Annotated in this window: 20 protein-coding genes and 1 pseudogene; 12 read left to right on the top strand and 9 right to left on the bottom strand. The window is 59.2% G+C overall.

The window, feature by feature from the left end:
* Positions 1–3: 3 nt before the first annotated feature.
* From codA to ACESMK_RS03180, 4 genes and pseudogenes are all read right to left on the bottom strand, one after another.
* Positions 4–1,233: a cytosine deaminase gene (codA, locus tag ACESMK_RS03195; protein ID WP_372995190.1), complete on the bottom strand. Its 1,230-nt coding sequence runs from the start codon at positions 1,231–1,233 to the stop codon at positions 4–6.
* A 30-nt stretch (positions 1,234–1,263) separates the two neighbouring features.
* Positions 1,264–1,965 (bottom strand): PucR family transcriptional regulator, encoded by a 702-nt coding sequence (locus ACESMK_RS03190; protein WP_372995188.1) that lies wholly within the window; start codon positions 1,963–1,965, stop codon positions 1,264–1,266.
* Positions 1,966–3,249: a cytosine permease gene (gene codB, locus ACESMK_RS03185; protein ID WP_372995186.1), complete on the bottom strand. Its 1,284-nt coding sequence runs from the start codon at positions 3,247–3,249 to the stop codon at positions 1,966–1,968. It abuts the gene before it with no gap.
* A 250-nt stretch (positions 3,250–3,499) separates the two neighbouring features.
* Positions 3,500–3,786: pseudogene (locus tag ACESMK_RS03180) on the bottom strand (acyl-CoA dehydrogenase family protein); the annotation flags it as partial.
* 385 nt (positions 3,787–4,171) lie between these two features.
* Here ACESMK_RS03180 and ACESMK_RS03175 point away from each other — a divergent pair.
* The 5 genes from ACESMK_RS03175 (at position 4,172) to ACESMK_RS03155 (ending at position 9,205) form a co-directional block, all read left to right on the top strand.
* Entirely contained in the window at positions 4,172–5,836 is a 1,665-nt protein-coding gene (locus ACESMK_RS03175; RefSeq protein WP_372988372.1) for an AMP-binding protein, read from the top strand.
* A 35-nt stretch (positions 5,837–5,871) separates the two neighbouring features.
* On the top strand, positions 5,872–6,639 hold the full coding sequence (locus ACESMK_RS03170; RefSeq protein ID WP_372988371.1) for an SDR family NAD(P)-dependent oxidoreductase: 768 nt from the start codon (positions 5,872–5,874) through the stop codon (positions 6,637–6,639).
* A gap of 32 nt (positions 6,640–6,671) precedes the next feature.
* Positions 6,672–7,454 carry an enoyl-CoA hydratase-related protein gene (locus ACESMK_RS03165; RefSeq protein ID WP_372988370.1) on the top strand — a complete coding sequence of 261 codons (783 nt, stop codon included), beginning with the start codon at positions 6,672–6,674 and terminating at the stop codon, positions 7,452–7,454.
* 57 nt (positions 7,455–7,511) lie between these two features.
* Positions 7,512–8,651, top strand: coding sequence for a cyclohexanecarboxyl-CoA dehydrogenase (gene aliB, locus ACESMK_RS03160; protein WP_372988369.1), 1,140 nt, complete (start codon positions 7,512–7,514; stop codon positions 8,649–8,651).
* A gap of 83 nt (positions 8,652–8,734) precedes the next feature.
* Positions 8,735–9,205 (top strand): MarR family winged helix-turn-helix transcriptional regulator, encoded by a 471-nt coding sequence (locus ACESMK_RS03155; RefSeq protein WP_372988368.1) that lies wholly within the window; start codon positions 8,735–8,737, stop codon positions 9,203–9,205.
* A 60-nt stretch (positions 9,206–9,265) separates the two neighbouring features.
* On the opposite strand, the gene ACESMK_RS03150 is transcribed toward ACESMK_RS03155, so the two are convergent.
* Together ACESMK_RS03150 and ACESMK_RS03145 are read right to left on the bottom strand one after the other, a co-directional pair.
* The gene (locus ACESMK_RS03150; protein ID WP_372995184.1) at positions 9,266–10,399 is read right to left on the bottom strand and encodes a putative sulfate/molybdate transporter; all 1,134 of its coding nucleotides are present in this window, start codon (positions 10,397–10,399) and stop codon (positions 9,266–9,268) included.
* 33 nt (positions 10,400–10,432) lie between these two features.
* The gene (locus ACESMK_RS03145; RefSeq protein WP_372995182.1) at positions 10,433–11,317 is read right to left on the bottom strand and encodes a substrate-binding domain-containing protein; all 885 of its coding nucleotides are present in this window, start codon (positions 11,315–11,317) and stop codon (positions 10,433–10,435) included.
* A 119-nt stretch (positions 11,318–11,436) separates the two neighbouring features.
* On the opposite strand from ACESMK_RS03145, the gene ACESMK_RS03140 reads away from it, so the two are divergent.
* The 7 genes from ACESMK_RS03140 (at position 11,437) to glp (ending at position 16,993) form a co-directional block, all read left to right on the top strand.
* Complete coding sequence (locus ACESMK_RS03140; protein ID WP_372995180.1) at positions 11,437–12,135, top strand: ABC transporter permease; 699 nt, start codon at positions 11,437–11,439, stop codon at positions 12,133–12,135.
* The gene (locus tag ACESMK_RS03135) at positions 12,132–12,875 is read left to right on the top strand and encodes an ATP-binding cassette domain-containing protein (RefSeq protein ID WP_372995178.1); all 744 of its coding nucleotides are present in this window, start codon (positions 12,132–12,134) and stop codon (positions 12,873–12,875) included. Before ACESMK_RS03140 ends, ACESMK_RS03135 begins: the two co-directional genes overlap by 4 nt.
* A gap of 14 nt (positions 12,876–12,889) precedes the next feature.
* Positions 12,890–13,696: a substrate-binding domain-containing protein gene (locus ACESMK_RS03130; protein WP_372995176.1), complete on the top strand. Its 807-nt coding sequence runs from the start codon at positions 12,890–12,892 to the stop codon at positions 13,694–13,696.
* A gap of 65 nt (positions 13,697–13,761) precedes the next feature.
* On the top strand, positions 13,762–14,631 hold the full coding sequence (locus tag ACESMK_RS03125) for a formate dehydrogenase accessory sulfurtransferase FdhD (RefSeq protein WP_372995174.1): 870 nt from the start codon (positions 13,762–13,764) through the stop codon (positions 14,629–14,631).
* 12 nt (positions 14,632–14,643) lie between these two features.
* Positions 14,644–15,231 carry a molybdenum cofactor guanylyltransferase MobA gene (mobA, locus tag ACESMK_RS03120; protein ID WP_372995172.1) on the top strand — a complete coding sequence of 196 codons (588 nt, stop codon included), beginning with the start codon at positions 14,644–14,646 and terminating at the stop codon, positions 15,229–15,231.
* The gene (gene mobB, locus ACESMK_RS03115; RefSeq protein WP_372995170.1) at positions 15,228–15,719 is read left to right on the top strand and encodes a molybdopterin-guanine dinucleotide biosynthesis protein B; all 492 of its coding nucleotides are present in this window, start codon (positions 15,228–15,230) and stop codon (positions 15,717–15,719) included. The genes mobA and mobB overlap by 4 nt, the downstream gene beginning before the upstream one ends.
* Positions 15,720–15,745: 26 nt before the next feature.
* Positions 15,746–16,993: a gephyrin-like molybdotransferase Glp gene (gene glp, locus ACESMK_RS03110; RefSeq protein WP_372995168.1), complete on the top strand. Its 1,248-nt coding sequence runs from the start codon at positions 15,746–15,748 to the stop codon at positions 16,991–16,993.
* Here the strand turns inward: glp and ACESMK_RS03105 are convergent, their stop codons facing one another.
* From ACESMK_RS03105 to ACESMK_RS03095, 3 genes are read right to left on the bottom strand one after another with little or no spacing between them, the layout of a single operon-like run.
* Positions 16,994–17,470, bottom strand: coding sequence for a DUF6505 family protein (locus tag ACESMK_RS03105; protein ID WP_372995166.1), 477 nt, complete (start codon positions 17,468–17,470; stop codon positions 16,994–16,996).
* A complete protein-coding gene (locus ACESMK_RS03100) occupies positions 17,467–18,171 on the bottom strand; it encodes a biotin/lipoate--protein ligase family protein (protein ID WP_372995164.1) in 705 nt (234 codons plus the stop codon). The genes ACESMK_RS03105 and ACESMK_RS03100 overlap by 4 nt, the downstream gene beginning before the upstream one ends.
* Positions 18,168–19,016, bottom strand: a complete 849-nt coding sequence (locus ACESMK_RS03095) for an Mrp/NBP35 family ATP-binding protein (RefSeq protein ID WP_372995162.1) — start codon at positions 19,014–19,016, stop codon at positions 18,168–18,170. The genes ACESMK_RS03100 and ACESMK_RS03095 overlap by 4 nt, the downstream gene beginning before the upstream one ends.
* Between the last annotated feature and the right edge of the window lie 11 nt (positions 19,017–19,027).

The raw sequence follows: 19,027 nt of genomic DNA, 5'->3' as shown, positions 1-19,027 counted from the left end.
ACGTCAGCCCTGCCTGTGGATCAAAACCCGACCATCACGAACCGAGGCCAGAACCGGCAACTGCCCCAACAGCACCTCATAAGGTGACTGGCCCTGAAGGACAACACAACGAGCGGGCAGCCCCTCGCCAATACCGTATTCTTTCAGATCCAGTGCCGCTGCACCGTTATCGGTAATGAGTTCCAGGGATCGATCAATCCAGCCCATGCCCAGCATGTGGCAGGCATGCAGGCCCACATCCAGAGTCCTCAGCAGGTTGCCGTTGCCCAGCGGGTACCAGGGGTCGCGGATGGAATCCTGTCCGAACGCCACCTTCAGCCCTGCATCGAGCAGCTCAGGCACGCGGGTCAGGCCGCGTCGTTTGGGATATCCGTCAAATCGCCCCTGCAGATGCAGGCTCTCGGTGGGCATTGACAGGAAGCGCAGGTCGGATTTCTTCAACAGTCGGAATAACCGGCTGCAGTAATGGTCGTTGTAGGAACCCATGGCACAGGTGTGGCTGGCAGTGACCCTGGAGCCATAATCCAGCCTGAGGGCTTCGGCCGCCAGAACTTCCAGAAAGCGGGATTCAGGGTCGTCGATCTCATCGCAGTGGACATCGACCAGACGGTCGTGTTTATGGGCCAACTCCACCAGCCAGCGCACCGATTCGACGCCATAATCCCTGGTGAATTCAAAATGGGGAATACCACCGACGACGTCTGCTCCCAGACGCACCGACTCCTCCATCAATTCCTTACCCTGAGGAAACGACCAGAGCCCCTCCTGGGGAAACGCCACGATCTGGAGATCCACCGTTTCAGCCATGCGCTCGCGCACCTCAAGCATCGCCTTCAGTCCCGTCAGCGTCGGGTCTGTCACATCCACATGGGTGCGGACATGCTGGATACCGTTGTCTGCAAACAGTTTCAGCGTCTGCTCCGCCCGGCCGATCACATCGTCGCGCGTCAGGCTGGCCTTGCGCTCAGACCAGCATTCAATACCCTCAAACAGCGTACCGCTCTGGTTCCAGCGTGGCTCGCCGGCGGTCATGGCCGCATCCAGATGAATGTGCGGCTCCACAAAAGGAGGCGCGACCAGATTTCCGCCGGCGTCCAGCTCGTTTTCTGCAGTCCTTTCAGGTGCATTCTGGGCGGTAATTTCACTGAACCGACCGTCGGCAAGAGACAACCGGTATAAACCCTCCTGGCCCTGCAGGCGGGCGTTAACAATCGCACTCAAACGTTCACTCATGACATCTCCACACAGAATTCCACTGGCGAATCATGGCCTCGACAACAAATGGGCCAGCACCAGGGTTTTGAAGTATTCGTTCGGGTCTGCCTCCGGAGGCATCTCCTCAGCCAACCGATTCATCCGGTTACGGATGGTATTCCTGTGACAATCCAGCGCCTCGGCCATAGCGCTCTGGTTGCCTTTCTCAGTGAACCAGGCGTCGAGCAGATCACGGCTTTCCTCCAGTGTGGCTGCCGCCCCGGGCAGATACTGTCCGATGAGCCGATCCAGCTGATGGCGACCAATACCAGCCACCAAAGCTTCGGCCAGCCCTTCATCCGGCGATTCCTTAGCCCGCTCTGATGCGAGGATCGCCCTTGCAATGGTTTCGGTCACCTCGACCATTGGCAGCGAATAGGGCTGCTCGAACAATGGAATGGCAAGTTCATCCGCCAGACGGCTCAACATGGCGGGTAACTGCCCGATGTAGGCATCGCCCGTCAGCACGACCAACCCCGATATACCGCATTCTCTGCCCTCGTACAGGCATTCAGCGAGGTTGGCCGGACTCCGGTGCCGACTGATGCCGGTGACAAAAACCAGCTCACCGCCTTTGACCCAGTGACTGAACGACCGGTTCTCGGCGACATAAGGCCAGCGTACCGTGTTATCCGAGCCGAAACCCCCGCCCCGCATCTGAATGCTCTCAAGGCCCGGGAGTTCCGGAATATCCCGGCATTTCAGTGCCACTTACGCCGCTCCCAGAACCTGGGCTCGGCGATCACGCACGGCCTCACTGACCACCAGCACTACGGCGTAACTTGCTGCGGCAACCAGAACGCCCACGATCGGTGCGATCCATGGTGAGGTATAAGCCGCCGCGGAACCGATGGCATAAGCCGCCAGACCGGGAAAGTTGAATGCCGGCAGAGTCACAGAATCCAGCGACGGGTACTTGCGTTTGTAGCCAACGAAATAGCTTGCCATGATGACGCCGCCAATGGGTGGAATGAAGGTTCCAAGCAGCACCAGGAACGGAATGAGCCACTCATACATCCCCAGAACGGCCAACAATGTGCCAATGGCTGCACCACAGACTGTGACCAGCTTTCGCCGGCGGGTACGGATCATATTGCAGCCGGCCACGGCGAAGTTGTATACGGTATTATCCTGCGTTGTCCAAAGGTTCAGGAACAGCATGAGAATACCCAGGGTCGCCAGCCCCTGTGCCACCATGATGTCGACAATATCCGCCTGCTGGTATACCAATGCACCGAACGCGCCGATCAGGGTCATCAGGCCGTTGCCAAGGAAGAACGCCAAGAGGGTCGCGATCACCGCCGTTTTTCCGGATTTGGCAAAACGGGTCCAGTTAGTGGCCTGGGTGCCACCACTGACGAAGGTACCAAATACCATGGTAATGGCGGCAGCCACTGTCATCTCGTCAGAGGGCGTAATGGCGAGCAGCCCGGCAAAGCCTCCGGCATCCGACGTGGCGATGGTCATGCTCACAGCCACCAGGATAATCATGGCCGGCACCGCAAAGCGGGACAGCATTTCCAGCCCCTTGTAACCAATGAACGCGGTAATACAGAAGCCGAAACCGAACACCACCATCAGCGGCGTGGTCCAGCTCTCGGGCAAGCCTGTCAGCTTGACAAGAAGAATGGCCATGGTCGCCGTGCCCCAGGCGTACCAGCCAATCTGGGTGAAGCCCAGGATGAAATCCGAGAGCTTGCTACCCAGCTCACCGAAGGTAAAGCGGGACATCAGTGCTGTATTCAGCCCCGATTTGGCAGCGATGTAGCCAAGAATGGCTGCGTAGGTACCCAGAAGAAGGTTACCGACTGCCAACACCAGCAGCATTGTTGAAAAATCGAATGCAACACCGATGCTGCCACCCGCCCACATGGTGGCGGTGAAGAAGGTGAAGCCGAGCAGAACCAGGCCCATGGACCAGATACTGCGGCGCTGGTCCATGGGCACCGGGCTGAGCGGGTAGTCCTGTTCCTGAGGCGTTACTTGTGTGGTCATTGCCATATCTCTCTTTGATGAAAACACGAGAGAAAGATCGCAACGTCTGTGCCATGTGGTTCTCAAGGCCATGGATTTAGAGGGTGGATGACACCTGGCCTGTGCACTTTGCACAATCAAACCAGATCAGGATGTGGTCACATCCCGGGTTCGCCCTGACCTGGTGCAAAAAAGCAGGCCAACGTTCATTTCAGTGCAGGACTACCCAAAGACCAGACCCTGCAATACCGACAATCCTGGCTGGGAATGATCAAAAGAACGCCTGAATCCCGGTCTGGGCTCGACCCAGAATCAGGGCGTGAACATCTTGGGTGCCTTCATAGGTGTTCACCACTTCCAGATTCACCAGGTGTCGCGCCACCCCGAACTCATCACTGATACCGTTACCCCCGAGCATATCCCTGGCCAGGCGGGCAACATCCAGAGCCTTGCCGCAGGAATTGCGCTTCATGATGGAAGTGATCTCGACGGCAGCCGTGCCCTCATCCTTCATCCGAGCAGGGCCAGGGTGATGTCCGTCTGCATGTCTGCCAGCTTTATATTTTGAAGAGGCGTATGTTGAAACTGACAAGGCAACTGCGCAGATTAACGGTGCTTCCACTCGGGCTGACGTTTCTCGAGAAAAGCAGTCATACCCTCGTTGCGATCCTCGCTGGCAAAACTGGACCACAGCCTCGTGCTTTTCAAGCAATATGTTGCTGTACTCCATAACCATCTCCACTAACAGGTGCTTTCTTATTACTTTCATTGAAAGCCATGAAAGCTTACTTATCCGATTTTCAGAGGCCACACCGGAACGCTTTTAAGGCAACATATTGACATATTATTTTGAGAAGGCGTATGTTGAAACCGACAAGGCAACGACCTGCTTTTACGGTCAGGCCATCCAACAAAAACAAACCGGACACAACAGGTGAATCAGATGGATACAGGCATCACTCTCAATCCGGAACGCCGTGCCGCCATGCTCGAAAGCGGCGCCTGGAACGACAAGCTCATTACTGACTACCTGGATCAGGCAGTCGCCAGCACCCCGGACCGGGAAGCCATCGTCGGCTACCAGTTCACCAGCGACACCCGCACCGCCCTCACTTATCGGGAACTCAATGACAAAGTCACCCGCATGGCGGCGGGCCTTGTGGCACTGGGTATCGGGAAAGGTGAGGTGGTGGCCTGCCAGCTACCGAACTGGTGGCAGACCACCGCCCTGCACCTGGCCTGCATGCGCATCGGCGCGATTCTGAATCCGCTCATGCCCATCTTCAGGGAGCGGGAACTGCGCTTCATGCTAAAGCATGGCGAGGCCAAACTGCTGGTCATTCCAAAGGTCTTTCGTGGCTTTGATTACGAGGCCATGGTTGACGGCATTCGCGGGGAGCTGCCGGATCTCGAAACCCTTCTGGTCATCGGCGGAGAGGGCGAGCGCAGCTTTGAACAACGCCTGGTGGAGACCCCCTGGGAAGAAAAGCAAGACACCAAGGCCCTGTTTGCCGAGCGCCAACTTACTGCCGACGACGCCATCCAGATCCTCTACACCTCCGGTACCACCGGCGAACCCAAGGGGGTCATGCACACTTCCAACACCCTGTTTTCCAATGTGCGTCCTTACGCCGACCGCCTGCACCTGAGCTCGGACGACAAGGTGTTGATGGCCTCTCCGGTGGCCCACCAGACCGGATTCATGTACGGCATCATGATGCCGGTTTACCTGGGGACCACCGCTATCCTTCAGGACATCTGGGACGCGGACTATGTCTGCAAGGTGATTGCCGCCGAGAAACCGGCTTTCACCATGGCCGCCACGCCGTTCCTGGCGGATCTGGTGAAAACCGCACCCAAGCACGAGGGCGAACTGGAATCCCTGCGGATCTTCGTCTCTGCCGGCGCACCGATCCCAAGTGCCGTGGTGGAACAGGCCGGCAATGTCCTGAAGGCAAAGATTGTCTCAGCCTGGGGCATGACCGAAAACGGCGCTGTCACCATGACCTGCCCGGAAGATCCCGCCGAGCGGGCCAGTCAGTCCGACGGCAAGGCCATGCCCTTCATGGACGTGAAAGTCACCGACTTCCAGGGCAGTGAACTGCCCGCCGGAGAAGAAGGTAGCCTGCTGGTAAGGGGCTCCAGCCTGTTTGTCGGCTATCTCAAACGGCCCGAACTCTATGGCGTGGACGAGAATGGCTGGTTCAACACCGGCGACCTCGCGCGCATGGACAAGGACGGCTACATCCGCATCACCGGCCGCACCAAGGATGTGGTCATCCGAGGCGGTGAGAACATCCCCGTGGTTGAGGTGGAGAACCTGCTCTACAAGTTCCCCGGCATTGTCGATGTCGCCCTGGTTGGGTGCCCGGACGAACGCCTGGGTGAGCGCCTGTGCGCCTATGTCACGCTCGACGAGAACGCCACCGACCTTACCCTGGACCAGGTCAAGGCCTATCTGACCGAACAGCAACTGTCCAAAAACTACCTGCCCGAATACCTGGAAGTGATCGAGGCCATGCCCCGCACTGCCTCCGGCAAGATCCAGAAATTCAAACTGCGCGAGCAGGCCAAAGAAGTTCGTCTGGAGCCGGCCACGCGCGGTTAATCCCATTGATCTAACAGCTACAGGAGCAAGTCATCATGAGAGGCCTTAACGGAAAAACAGTCATCGTGACCGGCGGCGGTGGCGGCATTGGCCGCGCCGTGTGTCAGCGCTTTGCCGAAGAGGGCAGCCTCGTGGCCGTGTTGGATCGTGACGAAAACACGGCCCAGGCCACGGTAGACCTGATCACCGAGGCCGGTGGTACCGCCCGCGCCTACGCCGCCGACATTACCGATTACGCTGCGATTACTGACACCGTAGCGGCCATCGAGAACGACCTTGGCGTGCCCACAGTGCTGGTGAATAACGCCGGCTTCGACCGCTTCATGCCGTTCCTGAAAACCGAGCCCAAACTCTGGGACCAGCTGATTGCAGTGAACCTGACCGGTGCGCTGAACATGCATCATGTGGTACTGCCGAAGATGATTGCCGCCGGTGGCGGCAAGGTCATCAACATTGCCTCCGACGCGGCACGGGTCGGCTCTTCCGGCGAATCCGTCTACGCCGCCTGCAAGGCTGGCCTGGTTGGCTTCAGCAAGACAGTGGCGCGGGAACTGGCCACCAAGAACGTGTGCCTGAACGTGGTCTGCCCCGGCCCCACCGATACCGCACTGCTCAAGGGCGTAGCGGAAACCGCCCCAAATCCAGAGAAGCTACTGGAAGCCTTCCGCAACGCGGTGCCCATGAAGCGCCTGGCCCAACCCGAAGACTACCCCGGCGTCATCGCCCTGCTCGCCAGTGACGATGCCAACTTCATTACCGGCCAGGTGATCAGTGTGTCCGGCGGCCTGACCATGGCCGGCTAAGCGACCAGTTAAACGATCTAGGAGAACGCACCATGAATTACGAAGACATCCTGTACGACGAAAACAACGGCGTCGCCACCATCACCATTAACCGGCCGGACCGTTACAACGCTTTCCGCGGCCAGACCTGCATGGAGCTGCTGGACGCCTTCAACCGCGCCGGCTGGAACAAGGACATCGGCGTCATCGTGTTCACCGGCGCAGGTGAAAAAGCCTTCTGCACCGGCGGCGACCAGGGCGCCCACGAAGGCCAGTACGATGGCCGCGGCCTGATCGGCCTGCCGGTAGAAGAGCTGCAGCGCACCATCCGCGAAGTGCCCAAGCCGGTGATTGCCCGGGTCAACGGTTTCGCCATCGGTGGCGGCCACGTGCTGCACGTGATCTGTGATCTGAGCATTGCCTCGGAAACCGCTGTCTTTGGCCAGGTCGGCCCGAAAGTCGGCTCGGTGGATCCCGGCTTCGGCACCGCTTACCTGGCGCGGGTTGTCGGTGAGAAGCGCGCCCGGGAAATCTGGTACCTGTGCCGCAAGTACAGTGCACAGCAGGCACTGGATTGGGGCCTGGTTAACGCAGTGGTGCCACAGGAGCAGCTGGATGAGGAAGTACAGAAGTGGTGCGAGGAAATCCTTGAGAAGAGCCCCACCGCTCTGACCATCGCCAAGCGCTCGTTCAATGCCGACAGCGACAACATTGCCGGCATCGGTGCACTAGGCATGCAGGCCCTGAGCCTTTACTACGACACCGAGGAATCCAAAGAAGGCGTGAAAGCCTTCAAGGAAAAGCGCAAGCCGGACTTCCGGAAATTCTACAAGTAAGCAGATCGACCCGGCGGCCTCATGCCGTCGGGTCAAAAACAATGCCCGGAGAACACCATGAATTTCGGATTCAATGAAGAACAGAACGCGATTCGCGAGGTTGTGGCCCGCTTCAGTGCCGAGGTGCTGGCTCCGGGCTACCGTATGCGGGATCAGGAAGGCGTCATCGAAAAGGACATCATCCGCCAGCTCGGCGAGATGGGCCTGCTCGGCGGCGAGCTGCCCGAGGAATTCGGTGGCAGCGGCATGGACTGTGTTACCAGTGGCCTGATCATCGAGGAAATCTCCAAAGGGGATTTCAATGTCGGTTATATCCCGCTGCTGACTTCCCTGAACGGTCAGATCATTGCCAGCCACGCGGCACCGGACCTGGCGAAGGAGTGGCTGCACGGCATGACCACCGGCCAGAAAGTGGCCTGCATCGCCCTGACCGAACCCCACGGCGGTTCCGACGCCGCCAACCTGCGCCTCAAAGCAGAGAAGAAGGGCGACGTTTACGTGCTCAACGGTGAGAAAACGTCCATCTCCATGGCCGACCAGGCCGATGTAGCGGTGGTGTTTGCCAGAACCGGCACGGTGGAACAACGGGCCTCCGGTATCAGCGCGTTCCTGGTGCCCATGGACAGCCCGGGCCTCACCACGACCCGTTTTGAGGACAACGGCCAGCGTGCTATCGGTCGCGGCTCGATTTTCTTCGATAACGTGGAAGTGCCCGCCGTCAACATGATGGGCGACGAGGGTAAAGGCTTCAAACAGGTCATGCAGGGCTTTGATTATAGCCGCGCCCTGATTGGCCTGCAGTGCCTGGCCGTGGCGCAACAATCCCTGGATGAAACCTGGCAATGGCTGACCGAGCGAACCGCCTTCGGCCAGAACCTGTCCGCTTTCCAGGGTCTGACTCATCCGCTGGCTGAATACCAGACCTATGTTCATGCAGCCAGGATGCAGTGCTACCATGCGCTCTGGCTCAAGGACAACAATCTGCCCCACAACGCTGAAGCCGCTATGAACAAGTGGTGGGGCCCGAAACTCGCTTTCGATGTGGTAAAACAGTGCCTGCTGGCCCACGGTCACACCGGTTGGGGTGAGGATTTACCGTTTGCCCAGCGATTGCGGGATGTTCTTGGCCTTCAGATAGGTGACGGTACCGCGCAGATTATGAAGAACATCATCGCCCGCGAATACCTGCCAAAGTGACGCGTCCCATGCCTTCCGTGATTCAGGACGCCGAAAGCCGCCCTCGCCGGCCCAGCCGCCAGCGGCGCACTATAGGAGCACAGATGATCGTCAACGAATCCGGAGGCATTCCCAACCGGCTATTTTTTCGCCTGTTCCAGACTGGAAACATTCTGCAGCGCCAGGTTCAGAATGAGATGGGCATCAGTGCTGTGCAGTGGGCAGTACTGGGTGCATTGTCTCGAGAAGGATTCGAAGACGGCACCTCATTCAATCAGCTGAAAGAGTACCTTTACGTCAGTCGCCAAAACCTCGATGGCGTCCTCAAACGAATGGAAAGAGATGGACACGTCCTTCGGATACCGGATCCCCAGGACCGCCGGGCTCGACTGGTGGTACTTACCGAATCTGGTCGAAATTTCTGGGATCAACTGCAAGACACTATTGCGGAGTTTTACAAACAGGCTATGCAAGGAATGAGCTTCGACGACAGCGTCAGCCTTCTGCACCTCTTGAAAAAGCTTCAGCATGAGCTTGTCGATATTTCGCTCGGCCAGAATGTAAACCAGGACTGAATGGTGGTGTTCGGTCGCAAAGACCACCCACGCCACTTCTTTTCGGAGGGATTCTTTTACTCACTGTTTTACTGCCAGTTTTCGCCCACGCATCCAGGCAGCGCGAACCGTTTCCGAAGCAACCCCGGCCAGAACCCCGAAAAACGGATCAATCCAGAGGGTCACCAACGCTGTTATTGCAATGACAGGCCAGCAGGACGGTTTGGCCGTCCATAGGCGCTTTGAAAAGGCAAGCTCCACCGCAGCCACAAACAGCAGGGCCCCGAGACCGGCCATCGGTATCGCCGCAATCATTGCAAGGCCGCCCGGCAGGAACGCCACCAGAAGCAACCCTGTGCCCAGTAAAACAGGCGCCATGCCGGTCCGCGCACCAAAGCGATAGTGCGCCGCCACACCACCCGCGCCATGGCACATTGGCAAAGCGCCGAGGGGGACCATCAAGAGATTGGCCAGGCCGGTGGACACCGACAAACGGGCAGGCGTGACACGATGCGATTGCTCGCCGAAGTAATCGCCAACCACCAGTGCCGTCAGAACGACGGCGTTGGTTAACGTCAGGGCCAACTGCGGTAAAACCAGCGAAGAAACCGCTTTCTGCACGTCGTCGACGCCTGGCAGTTCAGGCAGTGAAAATACCACGGATTCGGCCACCGGAAGCATGAGACCCGGCGCCCCCAGCAGGGTTCCGACCGCTACAGCGCCAACGAGCCCGATCAGCGCGGCGGGCCAATGTGGCAGGAGCTTCAGAGTCATACCCAGCATTGCCAGTGTGACAATGCCCACAGGAAGTGACGTGGCCATCAAACCAAAACTCATGGTGGCCAGCATCAATCCCAGACCCAACTGAAGGCCGCTTAACACTGATCTGGGTATGAGCCGGGCCGCCTTGTTGATCCATCCGGTTGAACCCAACACCAACAGTATCGCCCCGATCAGCACGCCGCTGGCAACCAGGCTGTTAGAGCTGACCTCGGTGGTCAGCAACAGCGCGGCAACCGCTTTCATGGGCTGAACCGGAACAGGTAAACGGTAATAAAGCCCCGTTGCTATGTAGAAAACAGCAAATCCTGCCAGCACCGGTACCGGGGCCAGGCCCGCCAGCCCGATAGCCCCCAGACCCAGTGGAATCAGGGTACCAAGGTCGCCCAGCGCGCCACTGGCATCCCTGACCAGGTTATTTTGTACGGAAGGCATGATTATCCGCCTGTTTGTTGTTATTGGTGCGGCTCAAGCGTTGTAGACAACGCTCCCCAGCTCACGGATGTCGTAACCACCCAGCGCGTCGGCGCGCTGAACAAAACGCTCGCTGCCGGCAAACGCCAGCAGCCGCTGAATCGCCGGCTCAAAGTAATGGCGCCGGCGCATGGCCAGGTCAAAGTGCTCATGCTGCAACGGAATGAAAGCAAGCCCCTGGCGCCGCGCCGCTGCCTCGATTCCCACGCCAACGTCCGCCTCGCCCTGGCGAATGGCCAAAGCAAGATCGTCCTCGCTGAGTGACGGATGCGTTGCCCAGGTCAGTTGCCTCCCATCAATACGTTGACTGGCTAGCAGACTCTGGAGTAAATGGCTGACGCCGGCATCCGGTTGGCGATGCGCCAACCGGATGCCTGGGCGCGCAATATCCTGAAGGCCTGATAACCTATGAGGATTATTCGCTGCCAGTAAAAGCCCCTGCTGGCGCTTTGCCCACCGGATCAGCACCAGGTCTCGCATGCCGTTCAACCCCAGTGTCGCCGGATCATTGTAGCGCTGATTTTCTGCGTGCCATATGTGCATTCCGGCAAGCATCGCACGCCCGTCAACCAACCTTTGTACGCCATCGCCACTTCCCTGACAGAGCAAAGCCAGTTCAGCTCCGCTCTCTTTCACCGCCCATTCCAGCAGCGGGTCCTGGCTACCCGCCAGCACTGGCGGGATTGGAGAGCTCACGGCGTCGTCGCCCTCCAGATGGTTCATCAGCCACAGATCTATACGCTGGCGAGGGAACAACAGCTTTCCTGTTACCCGCACGCACGGAATAACGCCCTGGCTGACCAGATCGTAAACCTTTCGCTCTTTCAGGCGTAGATATTCTGCGGCTTCGGCCGTGGTGAGATACGTGGGAAGAGGCATCCGTTTATCCTGCTGACCGGGGAAGAAGTATTAGGCTGTTTATCGCTGCATAATTTCCAGAAGCCTGTGCAAAGCGTAGCCAGAAACGCCACGATGCTCAATATCAAGGAGACGCAGCTGTGGAAAATAATGCGTTTTATGTGGCGCTGTCGCTACTGTTAAATCTCGACGCTTCGCTCGTTCAGATCGTGGCGCTTTCGCTGCAGGTTTCCCTGCTGGCCGTCCTGATCGCGGCGGTACTGGGGTTTCCGCTCGGTGCAGCGGTGGCGTTGTGGCGCTTCCCCGGGCGCGGCGGGATGATTGTTGTGCTCAATGCCCTGATGGGCCTGCCTCCGGTGGTTGCCGGGCTTCTGGTGTATTTACTGCTCTCGCGCGCCGGGCCTCTGGGCGAGTGGGGGCTCCTGTTTACGCCGGGCGCTATGGTCATTGCCCAGGTGGTGCTGGTGTTGCCTATTCTTGCCGCGCTCTCGCGCCAGAAAGTGGAAGAGCTTCTGGGAGAATACCAGGAGCAGTTTGTTTCGTTGGGCATGTCGCGCTCGCGGATGATGCCCACCCTGTTGTGGGATGCCCGCTTTGCGCTGTTGACCATCCTGCTTGCCGGGTTTGGCCGCGCCAGTGCCGAGGTAGGTGCCGTTATGATGGTTGGCGGCAACATTGAGGGGGTCACGCGGGTAATGACAACCTCCATTGTGCTAGAAACCGGAAAGGGCAACCTCCCCCTGGCACTGGGGCTCGGAATTGTCCTTCTGGCGCTGGTCATGCTCGTTAACGCAGGCGTGTATTGGGTAGGTGAACTGACCAGGAGGCGAACCGGATGACCTCATTTAACGCGCCCCTCCTGGCCTCCTCGGCCCTCTGCCCGCCACCGGCACTGTGTTTTGACAGCGTCCTATTCAGTCACGAAGGCAAGGTGTTACTCGGCCCGTGCTCATTCACCCTTGACGGCACCGGCCCCACCCTGGTGATGGGACCTAACGGGGCAGGCAAAAGTCTGCTGCTGCGGCTCGCCCACGGCCTGCTCGCCCCGACACAAGGGCGGGTAGCCTGGTCAAGTGAAGACCGCCCCCGCCAGGCGATGGTGTTCCAGCAACCGGTGCTTTTGCGCCGATCGGCCGTGGCCAATCTCATTCATGCCCTGGCGGTGAATAATGTTCCGCGCAGGGCACGGGCAAAGCTCGCGGTTGATGCCCTTGAGCGTTTTGGCCTTTCAGCCAGCAGCCATACCCCCGCGCGCGTGCTCTCGGGTGGCGAGCAACAACGCCTGGCTCTGGCGCGCGCCTGGGTGCTTTCGCCCCAGGTACTGTTTCTGGATGAGCCCACCTCCGCCCTCGACCCTGCGGCCATTAAAGCCGTCGAAGCCGCCGTGCGTGAATTCCATCAGCGGGGAACCCGTGTTGTGATGACCACCCACGATCTGCATCAGGCCAGACGTCTCGCCGGGGATGTGCTGTTTCTCTCCGGCGGAAAAGTGCGGGAACACACGCCCGCTGAAGGCTTCTTCAGAAGGCCTGTCTCGCGAGAGGCGCAAGCGTACATTGCCGGCGAGCTGGTAGAGTAATGGAGAAAAGCAACATGCTAAAACCGCTAACCCTTGTGCTCGCCGGTGCAACCAGCATGGGGCTGGCATTCAGCGCTTGCGCTGGAGACTTCATCACCCTGGCCTCAACCACATCGACAGAGAATTCGGGACTCTTCGGCTCCATTTTGCCCAGGTTTGAAGACGCCACCGGCATCGAAGTACGGGTTGTTGCCGTGGGTACCGGACAGGCATTTGAGATTGCCCGACGTGGCGATGCAGACAGCCTTCTGGTGCACGACACTGGTGGCGAAATACGATTTGTCGAAAACGGCTTCGCCAGCGAGCGGTCTGATGTCATGTACAACGACTTCGTGTTGATTGGTCCTGCTGATGATCCGGCTGACATCCGCAAAGCGCAGAGCGCCGCCGAAGCCTTCGCGGCCATCGCCAGTGCCGAGGCGCCGTTCACGTCACGGGGCGACGACAGCGGCACCAATCGCGCCGAATTGCGCTTCTGGGAAAACGCCGGCATCGAGCCCGACGGCGACTGGTACCGCGAACTGGGCAGCGGCATGGGGCCCACCCTTAATACGGCGGCGGCGATGGATGCCTACGTGATGTCGGATCGAGCCACCTGGGCGGCCTTTGGCAACCGTCAGAATCTCACACTGCTTTTTGAAGGCGACGAGGTGTTGTTCAACCAGTACGGCAGCCTGCTGCTCTCTGAAGAGAAGCACCCGCACCTTAAACACGAACTGGCACAACAATGGCACAACTGGCTTCTCTCGGAGGATGGCCAGCAGGCAATTGCCGACTTCAAGGTGGACGGACAACAGTTGTTTTTCCCGAATGCCAAATAAGCTAATCTCTGCCGATCTCCGTAAATATTCCATTCTGCGGTTTCCTTGGAGCGGCTATAACAAAAATGATGATTGACCCAATACTTCCCGACCCGAAAGATCCTCGACTGTCCCGCGCAGTGGAGGGTGTCGATGAAACCGGTCAGGACAAATCGATCAGCGTGATCGAAGAACGCCCACTGACCATCTACCTGAACAGCCAGGAGATCGTCACGGCCATGACCATTGGCGATCACCCGGAGTATCTGGCCCTCGGTTTCCTGCTGAACCAGGGCATGCTGAAAGAGAGCGATCAGGTCACCGGAATCGATTTCGACGAAGAGCTTGAAGTCGCTGTGGTTCGCACGGCCAACGTCACCGATGTCGAAGACAAGCTGGAAAAGAAAACCCGCACGTCAGGCTGCGCCGTGGGCACGGTTTTTGGCGACATGATGGCTGGCCTCGAGGGGCTTTCACTTCCGGACACCCCGGTGCACACCAGCACCTTTTACGACCTCTCCTTTCAGATCAACCACACGCCCAGCCTTTACATGGAAACCGGTGCCATTCATGGCACCGCCCTGTGCCAGGGGCGGAACATCCTCGCTTACATGGAGGATGTCGGACGGCACAACGCAGTTGATAAAATTGCCGGCTGGATGTACCTGAACAACATTCCGGCAGCCGACAAGGTTCTCTACACCACCGGCCGGCTGACGTCTGAAATGGTCATCAAGACATCGCTGATGGGCATTCCCACCCTGATCAGCCGCTCGGGCTTTACCGCCTGGGGCGTCGATATTGCCCGGCACGTCGGGTTGACCCTGATCGGACGGATGCGGGGCAAGAAATTCACCTGCCTGAGCGGCCAACATCGTCTGGTGTTCGATCAGGACTTGTCGCAGGTACCCGATGAAGACAAGAAGCTGCGTCGCAAAGGTGCTCAGAATGATTAACGGAGGCACTGCATGACTGATTGTGCAGTCATCCTGGCGGGCGGCCAGGCAAACCGCATGGGCGGCGGCGACAAGGGCCGGCTCATGCTCGGAGACCAGTCGCTGATCGAGCGGGTGATTGAGCGGATCGGGCCTCAGGTCGATGCCGTGGTGTTGAATGCCAACGGCGATCTGACCCGGTTTGACGACCTGGGGTTGCCCGTGGTGGCCGATTCCATCGAGGGTTTTCCGGGGCCCCTGGCGGGCGTGCTCGCGGGCATGGACTGGGCCGCCGAACAGGGCCATGACTGGCTGATCAGCGTCGCCGCCGACACTCCGTCCTTTCCCAGGGATCTGGCTGTCAGGCTGGCTGAACATGACACCCCGGTGGTGCTGGCGGCCACACCGGACCCCGAACGGGGCCGGCTGCCCCAGCCGACCTTCGGCCGCTGGCAGGTCGCTTTGCGGCATGATCTGCGAGCCGCCCTGAACGATGGGGTACGCAAGATTCGCCAGTGGACACAGGCCCAGGGAGAGACACTGGTGATTTTTGGCGAGGACGATTTTTTCAACATCAATACACCGGAAGACCTGGCCTGGGCGGAGAAACATCTCAAGTGAACGTTATAGGCATTGTAGGCTGGAAAAACTCCGGGAAAACCACGCTGGCCGCAGCCCTGATTCGCGAGCTTTCCAGCAGGGGGCTGACGGTTAACTCAATCAAGCATGCCCACCACATGGTGGATGTCGACCAGCCTGGAACCGACAGCTACAAACACCGTGACGCCGGTGCCCGTGAGGTCATCCTGGCCGGCGGTCAGCGCTTCGCCATCATGCACGAACTTCGAGGCGCGAAAGAGCCAACGCTGGACGAATTGCTGGCACGGCTGAGCCCCTGCGATTGGGTGGTGGTGGAAGGATTCAAGACCCACACCCACGCCAAGATCGAGGTGCACCGGCGGGAGGGTTCACGGTCGCCGCTGTTCACCGAGGATCCAAGCATTGTTGCCGTGGCGTCAGACTACGCTGCCGAGTTCTCGGGCCCCGTGTTCGACATCAACGATATCCCCGCCATCGCGGATTTTATTCTGAACCGTCAGCAAGCCTGAACAGCCTAACCAGGAGCCGAAGATCCATGAGACCGCTTCGCAACGACTGCTTTGCCCTGCCCCCCGGCGTCAACTGGACCCCGGTTGAAGAGGCCCTTGAGCGTTTGCGTTCTCGGTTACATCCTGTGGTGGAGATTGAGCGCGCCGTTCCGCTCTCTCAGGTAAACGGCCGCATCCTGGCAAGCGATGTCTATGCGCCTCGGGCTCATCCCCCAAGTAACAATTCGGCCGTCGACGGCTATGCCCTGGCCGGACCGGTGACAGACGTGCCCTGCACACTGCCGCTGGTAGATGGCCGCAGCGCCGCCGGTGAGCCTTACATGGGACAGGTGCCGGAAGGCCATGCGATCCGGATTCTGACCGGGGCGGTCATTCCAGCCGGCACGGATACCGTGGTTCTGGAGGAAGACTGCGACGTCAGGGATGGTCAGCTGCATTTGAACGGCACGCTAAAAGCAGGCGCCAATGCCCGCAAAGCCGGTGAAGACATAAAAGCACAGGACAGGATCCTCACAGCCGGAACCCGCCTGAGCCCGACCCAGATTTCCGTGCTGGCCAGCGTGGGCGTGGAATCCGTCGACGTCTATCAACGACTGCGGGTTGGTGTGCTGTCCACGGGTGATGAGGTGAAACCGGTCGGCGCAACGGTTACCGACTGGCAGATCTACGACGCCAACCGGCCGATGCTCAGCGCCCTGATCTCGCAACTGGGCTACGAACTCGTGGATCTTGGCCACGTGCTTGACCGGGCCGAAGAGGTGAAAGCGGCGCTTGAGCGCGGCGCGGAACACTGCGACCTGATCCTGACCAGCGGCGGCGTGTCCGCCGGCGACGAAGATCACGTGTCAAAAACATTGAAAGCACATGGCGAGATCAGTAACTGGCGCATTGCCATCAAACCGGGCCGACCATTGGCCCTCGCCATGTTCCAGGGAACACCGGTGGTGGGCTTGCCGGGCAACCCGGTGGCCGCCTGGGTTTGCGCCCTGAGGTTTGGCGCCCCGGCCATGGCGCTGTTAGCGGGAGCGGAATGGTTCGAGCCCCAGAGCTATGAAATGCCGGCTAACTTTTCCAAAAACAAAAAGCCCGGGCGCAGCGAGATGCTGCGAGCGCGGGTCCGGGACGGAAAAGTCGAGGTATTCGGCTCGGAGGGCTCCGGCAGGGTAACCGGTCTGGCCTGGTCCGAGGGGCTGGTGGAACTGGATGAGAGTGCCCAACAGATAGAGCCGGGTACCTCCGTGCGGTTTATTCCTTACGGCAGCTTCGGACTGTAATCAGTCAACGCTGCCGTGAACCGCAAAGGCCTCCAGTGAGGCATCCTGCGGACCCCGGGAACGATAGGTTTCCTCGACACCCAGCTCGGTCAACGTGCGGCTGACCATTAGCAAGGTGTTGTCCTCGAAATCTTCACACATGTTGCGCATCTGATCGATTTCTTCACAGGCCACCGGATAGGCAGCCTCGATATCCGGTGCGCCGTAATGGTCAACAAAGGTTTGCGCGAGGGTCCGGCGCACCTGCTCCAGTTCCGGTTCAGTGATATTGCATACACCCACGAAACTGGCGCGGCCGCCAGACTCAATGCTGTACCAGCCATTCGTAAATGCCTGGCGGGCTTTCCCCTTCAGGTCTGATTCGGTCCAGTTGGAAAATTCGAAGCCACCGGAAATCGCCCATTCGCCGCTGGGCGCAGGCTTTTCAAATACGTTTTCGTCCGATATGTCCAATTGCAGGGTTCGGGCCAGCTTCATACATGCTCCGCGAATTCAATCAGGCTCAATGTCTCGGTCATCACATCCTGGCGCAACAGCATCCGGCCTTTTTCATCCAGGCCAACAAAAATGCCGGGCCGGGGCCGCTCGATTGTCTTGCCCAAGGTGTCACAACGGGGCCGCCACTCGTTATGCACTCGCTCGAAGCCGCTGTCCATATAATAGGTCAGCCACAACAGCGTGTGTTTGGACCAGCTTTCCAACAACGCCATAGGCGTGATTTCAACGCAGCCTTCTTCGTACAGACAGGTTTCGTCCGGATTTTCTCCCGGCTGGTCCGTCATCGGAATGAAAGGCACCTCAATGCCGATGGCCAGCCAGTTGGGCCTCGCCTTCGGGTCAGAAACATCCGCAGCGAAACGAACGCTTCCGCAAAGGGCACCATTGACTTTGATACGGTCGGGCCATTGAAAGTGCACAGGGACTTCGGGCGGGGCCAGAGCGCCAAGACTCTCAGCCAGGCCAACCTGGGCGACATAAACCGCCTGGATGGCTTCTTCCAGGGGTGTTTCCGGCGCCAGAACCAGGGCCGCACGCAGGCTGTCGCCTTGCTCGGAGTAGAACACCGTGCCGGAATCGACACCGGCAATTGCCCGGCTCACAGCCTTGTCAAAAGGGTCGGTGTGCCGGGGCACCACCTCTCCGGTCAGTAACGGTGGGAACTGGGGTGAATCGATCATTGGATGGCCCGGGCGTAGACGTCAGAGGCAACGATTTCGTCAGCGATGCGCTGGAAAGCCTGCGCCTGAGGGCTGTCCGGCTTGGACACCACAATCGGGACACCACCGTCCGAACCGATACGGATATCGAGATCGAGCGGGATCTCACCCAGGAACGGCGCGCCCAGTTTTTCAGCCTCTGCCCGCGCACCACCGTGTCCGAACGGATGGTGCTCTTTACCGCAACCATCGCAAATAAACGAGGCCATGTTTTCAATAATTCCAAACAGGGGCACATCCATACGTTTGAACATATCAATACCCTTGCGGGCATCCATCAGGGCGATGTCCTGAGGCGTCGAAACCACAACCGCGCCGGCGACGAAGAATTTCTGGCTCAGGGTCATCTGGACATCACCGGTACCCGGCGGCAGATCCACCAGCAGTACATCCAGCCTCCCCCATTCCACCTGGTTCATCATCTGTTGCAGGGCGCCCATCAGCATCGGCCCGCGCCAGACAATAGCCTCATCATCCGGTGTCATCAGGCCCAGGGACATCAGGGTTACGCCATGGTTTCTCAGCGGCAGGATAGTGCTTCCATCCGGACTGGACGGACGACCGGAAACCCCCAACATGCGAGGCTGGCTCGGGCCATAGACGTCGGCATCCAGCAGGCCGACCTTGAGTCCTTTCGAGGCCAGGGCAACGGCCAGGTTAGACGACACAGTCGATTTACCAACACCGCCCTTACCCGAGGCGATGGCGATGATCCGGTCAACGCCCCTGGGGTTCTTGTCCTGAGGCCGCGGGGCGTCAGTTCCGATCAGGTTCGGCTTTTTTCCTACTTCGGTGTACTCAACCATGGTGTGTCCTG

The sequence above is a fragment of the Marinobacter sp. genome, assembly GCF_041687235.1.
GTDB lineage: Bacteria > Pseudomonadota > Gammaproteobacteria > Pseudomonadales > Oleiphilaceae > Marinobacter.
This window is presented reverse-complemented; position numbering and strand designations above follow the sequence as displayed.

What these genes read in the sequence shown, in the direction of transcription:
- codA (WP_372995190.1), bottom strand. Translation starts at nt 1,233, where the DNA reads ATGAGTGAACGTTTGAGTGCGATTGTTAACGCCCGCCTGCAGGGCCAG.
- codB (WP_372995186.1), bottom strand. Translation starts at nt 3,249, where the DNA reads ATGACCACACAAGTAACGCCTCAGGAACAGGACTACCCGCTCAGCCCG.
- ACESMK_RS03175 (WP_372988372.1), top strand. Translation starts at nt 4,172, where the DNA reads ATGGATACAGGCATCACTCTCAATCCGGAACGCCGTGCCGCCATGCTC.
- ACESMK_RS03170 (WP_372988371.1), top strand. Translation starts at nt 5,872, where the DNA reads ATGAGAGGCCTTAACGGAAAAACAGTCATCGTGACCGGCGGCGGTGGC.
- ACESMK_RS03165 (WP_372988370.1), top strand. Translation starts at nt 6,672, where the DNA reads ATGAATTACGAAGACATCCTGTACGACGAAAACAACGGCGTCGCCACC.
- aliB (WP_372988369.1), top strand. Translation starts at nt 7,512, where the DNA reads ATGAATTTCGGATTCAATGAAGAACAGAACGCGATTCGCGAGGTTGTG.
- ACESMK_RS03155 (WP_372988368.1), top strand. Translation starts at nt 8,735, where the DNA reads ATGATCGTCAACGAATCCGGAGGCATTCCCAACCGGCTATTTTTTCGC.
- ACESMK_RS03150 (WP_372995184.1), bottom strand. Translation starts at nt 10,399, where the DNA reads ATGCCTTCCGTACAAAATAACCTGGTCAGGGATGCCAGTGGCGCGCTG.
- ACESMK_RS03145 (WP_372995182.1), bottom strand. Translation starts at nt 11,317, where the DNA reads ATGCCTCTTCCCACGTATCTCACCACGGCCGAAGCCGCAGAATATCTA.
- ACESMK_RS03135 (WP_372995178.1), top strand. Translation starts at nt 12,132, where the DNA reads ATGACCTCATTTAACGCGCCCCTCCTGGCCTCCTCGGCCCTCTGCCCG.
- ACESMK_RS03130 (WP_372995176.1), top strand. Translation starts at nt 12,890, where the DNA reads ATGCTAAAACCGCTAACCCTTGTGCTCGCCGGTGCAACCAGCATGGGG.
- ACESMK_RS03125 (WP_372995174.1), top strand. Translation starts at nt 13,762, where the DNA reads ATGATGATTGACCCAATACTTCCCGACCCGAAAGATCCTCGACTGTCC.
- mobA (WP_372995172.1), top strand. Translation starts at nt 14,644, where the DNA reads ATGACTGATTGTGCAGTCATCCTGGCGGGCGGCCAGGCAAACCGCATG.
- glp (WP_372995168.1), top strand. Translation starts at nt 15,746, where the DNA reads ATGAGACCGCTTCGCAACGACTGCTTTGCCCTGCCCCCCGGCGTCAAC.
- ACESMK_RS03105 (WP_372995166.1), bottom strand. Translation starts at nt 17,470, where the DNA reads ATGAAGCTGGCCCGAACCCTGCAATTGGACATATCGGACGAAAACGTA.
- ACESMK_RS03100 (WP_372995164.1), bottom strand. Translation starts at nt 18,171, where the DNA reads ATGATCGATTCACCCCAGTTCCCACCGTTACTGACCGGAGAGGTGGTG.
- ACESMK_RS03095 (WP_372995162.1), bottom strand. Translation starts at nt 19,016, where the DNA reads ATGGTTGAGTACACCGAAGTAGGAAAAAAGCCGAACCTGATCGGAACT.